This is a genomic window from Endothiovibrio diazotrophicus (assembly GCF_054657215.1).
Genome location: NZ_BAAHXB010000172.1, coordinates 1 through 8,181 on the forward strand (window position 1 = coordinate 1; position 8,181 = coordinate 8,181).

Sequence of the window (8,181 nt, forward strand, 5' to 3'; positions counted from 1 at the left end):
GCTGTCCGTCAGCACTGTTAACGCCTTGCGGGCAAAGAACATCCGCTCCGTTAGCGAACCTACACCCTTCGTCAGCGCGCAAAACAGGTCGATCTGCTGCTTTGGCTGGATGACGGAATCCACGGAACCCCGCTCGCCGTAGAACTCCTGGAAGAGGTCGAGGACGCGCTGGCATGCCTCTGTCTCTTCATCGCTGAACATCACCTCCAGCACCACGTCGTCCGCGAAGAGGTTGCCGCTCTGGTCTTCGAGTACGGTTTGCAGAACCTCCTCGTCGGTCGCCTCCTCACCGAGGAGTTCGCGTTTCGCGTCCGTCAGCTCCTTCCGCGCATCCGGGTCGCCGCGTTCGGCACGCTGGAAGGTGGCAATGGCGGAATCTGCCATTGACTCGCGATGGTCTGCCGTGTGCTCATCAACGTCCGCCTGGGATCGGTCGGCTTGACCACTTGCCCGCCCTTCACGCGCGTGGTTGAGTTCGGCGATTTCTCTTTCGATGATGGGGCGGGCTGCATCGAGATGGGACGCCGGAATTTTGAGGTACAGCTCCCGCCGCTCAGAAGGCAACCGTTCAAATCCCGGAATGCCGAACTGTGGAAGACGCTCAGCGTCGTTCCGCGCTTCGACTGGTGTTGTCGTCTCCTGTTCGGGAGGGGGCATGAACAAAGTGGTTAGGGGCACCCCGAGGGCGGAAGCGCACCGATACGGCACAGCTCGAGCGTAGCCTCCTCATGTGCCTTCCGCTCCGTCTCATCGGCTTGCCTGATTTTTTTTCGTCACCACGCGTTCTCAACTGACGATGTAAACCGCTTGGCTGTGGACTGGAGGCCCTCCTCCACCTGCGCGCCGCTATCGCCAACGCGGGCGCATCGCTCATGTCGTCCTCCATCGAGTTCGGCGAGGATTCCGACTCTCAACTGGTGGAGAACCTGCTCGCCAGTGTCTCCCAGCACCAGCGCCAGAAGAACGCCGAGCAGACGGTCAACCGGATGCGGGCGCGGATGATGAACGGCTATTGGGTGCGGCCCATTCCGCCGCGCGGCTACCGCTACGAGCGCACCAAGGATCGGGGGAAGGTGCTGGTGCGGGATGAGCCGATTGCTTCCATCCTTCAGGAGGGTTTGGAAGGCTACGCCTCCGGGCGCTTCCAACTACAAAGCGAAGTGAAAACCTTCTTCGAGTCGTTTCCGGAGTTTCCGCGGACCGATACGGAGAGGTGCGCAATCAGAGGGAGAAAATCGAGAAGAGCGGGAGCCCGTCAGAGGCTTCGACGAAACTTTTCGAACCGCCATGGGCTTTCTTGCAAGCCCCTGTAAACTCTGGGAATCCGACCGACTGGAAGACAAGAGGACGGTCTTGAAGCTCGCCTTCGGCGAGAAATTGGCTTACGTCAGAAATCAAGGTTTTCGAACCCCTGAAACCACCTTACCGTTCAAGATGTTAGGTGGTATTTCAGGCATTCAAATGAATCTGGCGGAGAGGGGGGGATTCGAACCCCCGATACGTTGCCGTATACACACTTTCCAGGCGTGCGCCTTCAGCCGCTCGGCCACCTCTCCAGACCCGCCATGACCGTGGTGGAAATCCCTTCCGGCCAAAAAACGAGGTGCGCAAGAATATACCAGTTGGGGGACGGGTGCAAACTTCGTGTTGAAAACCGGCGCCCGACCGGGGTGTCGCCGCGAGCGATCTAACGGGTACGGCAGCGGCGGCGCCCGGTGTTGCGGCGGCGGTCGTCGTGCAGTCGCGGCTGTGGGGTCGGCGGGCCGTTGGGGAAGAGCAGCGGGGCCAGTTCGTTGAGGGCGCGGCGGTAGACGTCGCGCTTGAAGAAGACCACCTCGCGCAACGGCTGCCAGAACTCCACCCAGCGCCAAGCGTCGAATTCGGGGGTATCGCCACCGTCGAGACGCACCTGCTCGTCGTCGCACTTCATCCGCAGCAGGAACCACACCTGCTTCTGGCCGATGCACAGCGGGCGGCAGTGGCGGCGGACGAAACGCTTGGGCAACTGGTAGCGCAGCCAGCCGCGGGTGCTGCCCATGATCTCCACGTCCTCGGGGTGGAGCCCCACCTCCTCGTTGAGCTCCCGGTACATCGCCTCCTCCGGGGTCTCGTCGCTGTTGATCCCCCCCTGGGGGAACTGCCAGGCGTCCTGGCCGAAACGGCGGGCCCACAGCAGGCGCTGCTCCTCGTTGCAGAGGATGATGCCTACGTTGGGGCGGTAGCCGTCCACGTCGATCATGGGGTCACATCACGAAATACTGGCGAAATATCCGTGTGATTCTCACACGTTGGGCAGCACGCGGCAACTCGGAGGCTGCTATCATCCGCCTTTTTTCCCGCCACTCCACGCACCTCAGGAGGCCCCGTGAGCCTGGCCATTTTCGATCTCGACAACACCCTGCTCGGCGGCGACAGCGACTACCAGTGGGCCCGCTTCCTGGTGGAACGAGGCCTGGTGGACGCCGCGGCCCACGGCGCCGCCAACCAGCGCTTCATGGAGCAGTACGAGGCGGGCACCCTGGACATCCACGAGTTCCTGGCGTTCCAGCTCCACCCGCTGTCGCTCCACCGCGCCGAACAGCTCGACGATTGGCACCGGGAGTTCATGGAGGAGAAGATCCGCCCGCTCATGCTGCCCAAGGCGGTGGAGCTGGTGGATCGCCACCGTAGCGCCGGGGACACGCTGATGATCATCACCGCCACCAACCGCTTCATCACCGGCCCGATCGCCGCCGCCTTCGGCATCGAACACCTGATCGCCACCGAGGCGGAGCTGGTGGACGGTCGCTACACCGGCCGCAGCTTTGACACCCCCTGCTTCCAGGCAGGCAAGATCACCCGCCTGGAGCGCTGGCTCGGCGAGCACGACGAGAACCTGGCCGGGAGCTGGTTCTACAGCGATTCGCGCAACGACATCCCGCTGCTGGAGCGGGTGGAAAACCCGGTGGCGGTGGACCCGGACGCCTATCTGGCAGCGGAGGCACAGCGAAGGGGCTGGCCGGTGATCAGCCTGCGGGGGTAGCCGTCCAATGTTGAATGCCGAGTGCTTGATGTCGAATGAGCGGAGTCGCTACGCGACGGCTCGTCCACACCTCCGCCATTCAACACTCAACATTAAGGGCCCGCGAAAGAATAACTTCCTGTTTTGGGGCGTCGAGACACCCCTCCGGCAAGGCGCGCAAAGGGGCGCATACTCGTTGTATGTAACCCTTTGCGCAACGCCGCCGGAGGGGACGGATCGGCGTCCCAAAACAGGAAGTTATTCTTTCGCGGGCCCTAAGCATTCGATATAGATGTCCCGCCTGCTCCTCCCCGCCCTCGCGCTCCTCGCCCTGCTGTTGCTGCTCTACGCGCTCAGCGCCGGCAGCGTCACCACCGGCTGGCGGGAGACCCTGGCGGTGCTCGCCGGCGGCGGCGACGGCATCGACCGCGCGGTAATCCTCGAGCTGCGCCTGCCGCGGGCGCTCTCCGCCTTCGCCGCCGGCGCCCTGCTGGCGCTGGCCGGGGCGCTGATGCAGGTGCTGCTGCGCAACCCGCTGGCCGACCCGTACGTGCTGGGGATCTCCGGCGGCGCGGCGGCCGCGGCCCTGGCCGTCATGCTCGCCGGCCTGGGCGGCGCCTGGATCGGCATCGGCGCCTTCGCAGGTGCCCTGGGCTCGACCCTGCTGGTCTTCTCCCTGGCCCGCGGCCGCGACGGCTGGACCCCCACCCGGCTGCTGCTCACCGGGGTGGTGGTGGCCTCCGGCTGGGGGGCGCTGATCAGTTTCCTGCTGGCGGTGAGCCCCGACCGCGGCCTGCGCGGCATGCTCTTCTGGCTGATGGGGGACCTCAGCCACGCCCCCTCGCCGTGGGCGGCGCTGGGGGTGCTCGCCTTCGGCCTGTTGGTGGCCACGGCCTTGGGGCGCCCGCTCAACCTACTCGCCCACGGCGGCCTCCAGGCGCGGGTGCTCGGCGCCGAAGTCGGCAGGCTGCGGGTGGTCCTCTACCTGCTCGCCTCGCTGCTCACCGCCGCGGCGGTGACGCTCGCCGGCTCGGTCGGCTTCGTCGGCCTGGTGGTGCCGCACATGGTGCGCCTCGCCGGGGTGCGCGACCACCGCCTGCTCGCCCCCGCCGCCGCGCTCGCCGGCGGCGCCCTGGTCACCGCCGCCGACACCCTGGCCCGCACCGCCCTGGCCCCGCGCCAACTGCCGGTAGGGGTGGTCACCGCCTTCATCGGCGTGCCGTTGTTCCTCTGGCTGCTCAACCGCGGCGGGCCTGGAAAATGAAGAATTATCCGCAAATGAACGCAAATAAACGCAAATGGGAAGAAGTCACTCGAATTGCTCTCTTCTCAATTCGCGTTTATTTGCGTTCATTTGCGGACGAATCTTTCTCTACACGAGACCGCCACCGGTGACGTTGCCGCTGCTGGAAACGAAGGGACTGCGGGTGGCGATCGGCGGCAAGCGGGTCTGCGACGGGCTCGACCTGGCGATCCGGGCGGGGGAGTGCTGGGGTGTGCTGGGCGGCAACGGGGTGGGCAAGAGCACGCTGCTGCACACCCTCGCCGGTCTGTTCGAGGCCGATGGCGGCGAGCTCATTCTGGAGGGCGAGCCGCTCGCCGCCCTCCCCCGCCGCCGCATCGCCCGACGCCTCGGCCTGCTGCTGCAGGACCACGGCGACCCCTTTCCCGCCACCGTGCTGGAGACCGCCCTGATCGGCCGTCACCCCCACCTCCAGCCGTGGCAGTTCGAGGGGGAGGAGGAGCAGCGGCGCGCCGCCGCCGCGCTGGCGGCGGTGGAGCTGGAGGGGTTCGAGGGGCGCATGGTCGCCACCCTCTCCGGCGGCGAGCGCCGCCGCCTGGGGCTGGCCACCCTGCTGGTCCAGGACCCGGCGCTGATGCTCCTCGACGAGCCGGCCAACCACCTCGACCTGCGCCACCAGATCCGCCTGCTGCGCCTGATCGCCCGGCTTACCCACAGCCAACCCAAGGCGGCGCTGATGGTGCTCCACGACCCCAACCTCGCCGCCCGTTTCTGCGACCGCCTGCTGCTGCTCTTCGAAGGGGGCGAGACCGCCGCCGGCCCCACGGGCGAGCTGCTCGACGAAGCGAACCTCACCCGCCTCTACGGCCACCCGGTGCGTCGCATCGCCGACGGGAACGGCGAGGCGTGGCTGGCCGGCTGAGCGGCTCAACGCCCGCCGCCCCGATGCCCCACCCCCTCGAATCCGCCGCACTCACCTGGAGCGAACGGGGCGAACCCCGCTCCAGCCGCTTCGGCGACAAATACTTCTCCGCCGATGACGGCCTCGACGAGGTGCGCTACCTGTTCATCGGCAACAACCGCCTGCCGCAGCGCTGGCGGGGACGACAGCGTTTCGTCATCGGCGAGACCGGCTTCGGCACCGGGCTCAACTTCCTCGCCACCTGGGCGATGTGGCGGGAGAACGCCGACGACGGCGCAATCCTCCATTTCCTCTCGGTGGAACGCTTTCCGCTCACCCGCGACGAACTGGCGCGCGCCCACCGGCGCTGGCCGGAACTGGAGCCGCTGGCCGCCGAACTGCGCGAGCGGTGGCCACCGCTCACCGCCGGAACGCACCGGTTGGAGCTGGACGGCGGGCGGATTCGGTTGGACCTGCTGTTCGGCGACGCCGAAGCCGCCTACGCCGGCCAGCAACGCGCCCCGGACGGCGGCGTGGAGGCGTGGTACCTGGACGGCTTCGCACCCCACAGCAACCCGGCGATGTGGAGCGAGGCGCTGTTCCGCCAACTGGCCCGCCTCAGCGCCCCCGGCGCAACGCTCGCCACCTTCACCGTCGCCGGCTTCGTCCGCCGCGGCCTGGAGGCCGCGGGTTTCCAGGTCGCCAAGGTGCCGGGGCACGGGCGCAAGAAGCAGATGCTCCGTGGAACGCTCGACCACCCTACAACCGAGCCAGCCTCCCCGAACCTTGGTGTAGAATTCCGTTTTTTTGACCCACTACCGACCCGCGGAGCACCCATGGAACTCTCGACCCTCACCGCCATCTCCCCCGTCGACGGCCGCTACGGCTCCAAGACCGCCGACCTGCGGCCGATCTTCAGCGAATACGGGCTGATCCGCCACCGGGTGCTGGTGGAGGTGCGCTGGCTGCAAGCCCTGGCCGCCAACCCCGGCATCGCCGAGGTGCCCACCTTCTCCGAGCACGCCCACAACGTGCTCGACAACATCGTCCACCACTTCAGCGAAGAGGACGCCCGCCGGGTCAAGAACATCGAGCGCACCACCAACCACGACGTCAAGGCGGTGGAGTACTTCCTCAAGGAGAAGATCGCCGGTAACGCCGAGCTGGAGGCGGTCGGCGAGTTCATCCACTTCGCCTGCACCTCCGAGGACATCAACAACCTCTCCCACGCCCTGATGCTCAGTGAGGCGCGCACCCAGGCGGTGCTGCCGCTGATGGACCAGGTGATCGACGCGATCCAGGGGTTGGCCACCCGCTACGCCGCGCTACCCATGCTCTCGCGCACCCACGGCCAGCCCGCCTCCCCCACCACCGTGGGCAAGGAGATGGCGGTCTTCGTCCACCGCCTGCGCCGCCAGCGCGCACAGTTGGTCGCGGTGGAGTGCCTGGGCAAGATCAACGGCGCGGTGGGCAACTACAACGCCCACCTCTCCGCCTACCCCGACCTGGACTGGCAGGAGATCGCGAAGAACTTCGTCGAATCCCTCGGCGTCAGCTGGAACCCCTACACCATCCAGATCGAGCCCCACGACTACATCGCCGAGTATTTCGACGCGGTGGCCCGCTTCAACACCATCCTGATCGACTTTGCCCGCGACGTCTGGGGCTACATCTCGCTCGGCTACTTCAAGCAGAAGACGGTAGCCGGCGAGGTGGGCTCCTCGACCATGCCGCACAAGGTCAACCCGATCGATTTCGAGAACGCCGAGGGCAACCTGGGGATCGCCAACGCGCTGTTCGACCACCTCGGCTCGAAGCTGGCCATCTCCCGCTGGCAGCGCGACCTGACCGACTCCACCGTGCTGCGCAACCTCGGCGTCGGCATCGGCCACTCGCAGATCGCCTACCAGTCGGCACTGAAGGGGATCGGCAAGCTGGAGGCCAACGAGAGACGGCTGGCCGAGGATCTCGACCACACCTGGGAGGTGCTGGCCGAGCCGATCCAGACCGTGATGCGCCGCTACGGCATCGAGAAGCCCTACGAGAAGCTCAAGGAGCTGACCCGCGGCAAGGGAATCGACCGCGACAGCCTGCGCAGCTTCGTCGAGGGGCTCGACATGCCGGAGGAGGCGAAGGCGGCGCTGCTGGAGATGACCCCGGCCAACTACATCGGCATCGCCGAGGAGCTGGCGCGCAACGTCTGATCACCCCGCCGGCCCCCGCGGCCCGTAGGGTGGGTCAGGCGCACACCGGCAACGGCGTGTCGGACTGACCCTGGCGTTCGCGTGCGCCGTAACCCACCGGACCTTTCCGGCGGCACGGCGATAAACCAGGGGGAGCCCTTTTCCAGTTTCATCCAAGGGCATCGCGGAGGGCTTCGCTGCGCTTTTGCACAGGGACGTGTTTATTGGGCGGGAGGGCAGGAGCCCGAAGCCACTTCCTGCCCCCAACGTGGAGGCGAGGGACGAGAGGATGGCCAGGTTCGACGAATACACCATCGGTGAGGACAGCGGCCCGCTCCGTTTGGCGCGGCGGGAGGAGAACGCCGCGGCCGCGGCCCGACTGGCGACCGCAGCGCGCCGCTCGCTCCATCTGTTCACCCGCGACCTCGACCCCCACCTCTACAACCGCCCGGAGTTCCTCGACGAGGTGCGCCGCCTCGCCCTCGGCGGGCGCCGCGCACGGGTCGAGGTGCTGGTGCTCGACTCGCGCCGCGCGGTGCTCGACGGCCACCGGCTGATCGAACTGGGCCGCCGCCTCTCCAGCTTCATCGAGCTGCGCAAGCTGCACGGCGACTACGGCGAACGGCTGGAGACCTTCCTCATCGCCGACGAACGCGGCCTGCTCTACCGCCGGCAGGCCGACCTCTTCGAGGGCAAGGTTGACTTCAACGCCCCGGCCGAGGCGGCCCAGCTGCTGAGGCTGTTCAGCGAGGCGTGGTCGAAGAGCCACCCCGACCCCGAGCTGCGCCACCTCGGGATTTAGGGCCCGCGAAAGAATAACTTCCTGTTTTGGGGCGTCGAGACGCCCGTCCGG

The 8,181-nt window shown here is 67.0% G+C and carries 8 protein-coding genes, 1 tRNA gene and 1 pseudogene; 7 read left to right on the top strand and 3 right to left on the bottom strand.

Translation table 11 applies throughout. The annotated features are described in order from the left end of the window. Window positions 1-657 (bottom strand): hypothetical protein (locus tag ACYQ2W_RS24490; protein ID WP_459873331.1); only part of this gene is annotated, 657 nt, incomplete at its 3' end. A 215-nt stretch (window positions 658-872) separates the two neighbouring features. Here ACYQ2W_RS24490 and ACYQ2W_RS24495 point away from each other — a divergent pair. Further along, on the top strand, window positions 873-1,313 hold the full coding sequence (locus tag ACYQ2W_RS24495; protein ID WP_459873333.1) for a hypothetical protein: 441 nt from the start codon (window positions 873-875) through the stop codon (window positions 1,311-1,313). A gap of 155 nt (window positions 1,314-1,468) precedes the next feature. Here the strand turns inward: ACYQ2W_RS24495 and ACYQ2W_RS24500 are convergent. Together ACYQ2W_RS24500 and ACYQ2W_RS24505 are read right to left on the bottom strand one after the other, a co-directional pair. After that, window positions 1,469-1,556 (bottom strand) — tRNA-Ser (locus ACYQ2W_RS24500). A 131-nt stretch (window positions 1,557-1,687) separates the two neighbouring features. After that, window positions 1,688-2,239 carry an RNA pyrophosphohydrolase gene (locus tag ACYQ2W_RS24505; RefSeq protein WP_459873336.1) on the bottom strand — a complete coding sequence of 184 codons (552 nt, stop codon included), beginning with the start codon at window positions 2,237-2,239 and terminating at the stop codon, window positions 1,688-1,690. Window positions 2,240-2,365: 126 nt separating this feature from the next. On the opposite strand from ACYQ2W_RS24505, the gene ACYQ2W_RS24510 reads away from it, so the two are divergent. The 6 genes and pseudogenes from ACYQ2W_RS24510 to ACYQ2W_RS24535 all read left to right on the top strand — a co-directional run bounded on the left by ACYQ2W_RS24510 (window position 2,366) and on the right by ACYQ2W_RS24535 (window position 8,130). After that, the gene (locus ACYQ2W_RS24510) at window positions 2,366-3,022 is read left to right on the top strand and encodes a histidinol-phosphatase (RefSeq protein ID WP_459873338.1); all 657 of its coding nucleotides are present in this window, start codon (window positions 2,366-2,368) and stop codon (window positions 3,020-3,022) included. Window positions 3,023-3,293: 271 nt separating this feature from the next. Then, complete coding sequence (locus tag ACYQ2W_RS24515; RefSeq protein WP_459873340.1) at window positions 3,294-4,265, top strand: FecCD family ABC transporter permease; 972 nt, start codon at window positions 3,294-3,296, stop codon at window positions 4,263-4,265. Window positions 4,266-4,392: 127 nt separating this feature from the next. Continuing rightward, window positions 4,393-5,166 carry an ABC transporter ATP-binding protein gene (locus ACYQ2W_RS24520; protein ID WP_459873342.1) on the top strand — a complete coding sequence of 258 codons (774 nt, stop codon included), beginning with the start codon at window positions 4,393-4,395 and terminating at the stop codon, window positions 5,164-5,166. 23 nt (window positions 5,167-5,189) lie between these two features. After that, window positions 5,190-5,885, top strand: a pseudogene (gene mnmC2, locus ACYQ2W_RS24525) (tRNA (5-methylaminomethyl-2-thiouridine)(34)-methyltransferase MnmC2); the annotation flags it as partial. Window positions 5,886-5,981: 96 nt separating this feature from the next. Continuing rightward, window positions 5,982-7,349, top strand: a complete 1,368-nt coding sequence (gene purB / locus ACYQ2W_RS24530; RefSeq protein WP_459873346.1) for an adenylosuccinate lyase — start codon at window positions 5,982-5,984, stop codon at window positions 7,347-7,349. A gap of 268 nt (window positions 7,350-7,617) precedes the next feature. Further along, window positions 7,618-8,130: a DUF7931 domain-containing protein gene (locus ACYQ2W_RS24535; RefSeq protein WP_459873344.1), complete on the top strand. Its 513-nt coding sequence runs from the start codon at window positions 7,618-7,620 to the stop codon at window positions 8,128-8,130. The last annotated feature ends 51 nt before the right edge of the window (window positions 8,131-8,181 follow it).